This window comes from Maritimimonas sp. 2405UD52-3 (genome assembly GCF_056591715.1).
On record NZ_JBWQOL010000019.1, the window covers coordinates 1 to 866 of the forward strand.

Annotated in this window: 1 protein-coding gene; it reads right to left on the reverse strand. The window is 33.3% G+C overall.

Annotated features, from left to right (window positions below):
• Positions 1-645: IS110 family transposase (locus AC1EU5_RS15985; RefSeq protein ID WP_480193420.1), on the reverse strand; the 645-nt coding region annotated here is incomplete at its 3' end.
• Between the last annotated feature and the right edge of the window lie 221 nt (positions 646-866).

Below are 866 nucleotides of genomic sequence, written 5' to 3' on the forward strand. Positions count from 1 at the left end.
AAATCCATTGGTTAGTACAATTAATAACACAGCTGTTTTTGTACCTAGTCCTGGGATACTTTTTAAATCCTTTAATTGAGACTGTTGATCTTCTTTAACTAGTTCAATCAAGCGATCTTCTAAGACCTTTATTTCGCTTTTTAGTGACTTTAATGAACGATTTAGTGAATGATACACACTCTTGCTGGGCAAACCCAAGGTATGCTCTCCATGAAGCTTATTCTTTAATTGTGTACTTTGTTTTAAATAGATCTCGATCAAACTGATTAATTGTAAACAGGCTGAATGGTTCTTATCTTTTCCACTATAAAGAACAACCTGATTCAGACAGGCATACTGGCAAATCGACTTAGCATCGCTCTTATCCGTTTTAATTTTTGACAACTTCATTTGGATAAAGCGTTTAACTGACAACGGATTAACTACAGAAACTGAATAACCCTTGTTATAGAGATACTGTGCTAAACAATAATAGTAATAACCTGTAGCTTCCATTACAATCAAACTCCCTTTTGAAACTATTTTAGCAAACTCCTTGAAACCTTTCTTATTATTACTAAACTGCCTATGGGTGCCTCCTGTATCCATTACATCAAACACATCTTTACTAATATCTACACCATAAATTTCTGTATATTTATCCATAAGAACTGAATTTTGGAAAGGACACCCTACTTTGCTTTCAACAACTTAAAATCGAGATCTAGGTCTCACAGAACTGAACGAAATCATAAGTAGAAAAGAGAGGGGATTATCTATGTTGCCGAAGTCTTAAGCTTCAACGTGTATACTAACCTTAATCCTCTCTTTTGTTCTTTCTGATTAATAGTATTAAAATTAGAAATTGTAAACTTAAGACGTGTATA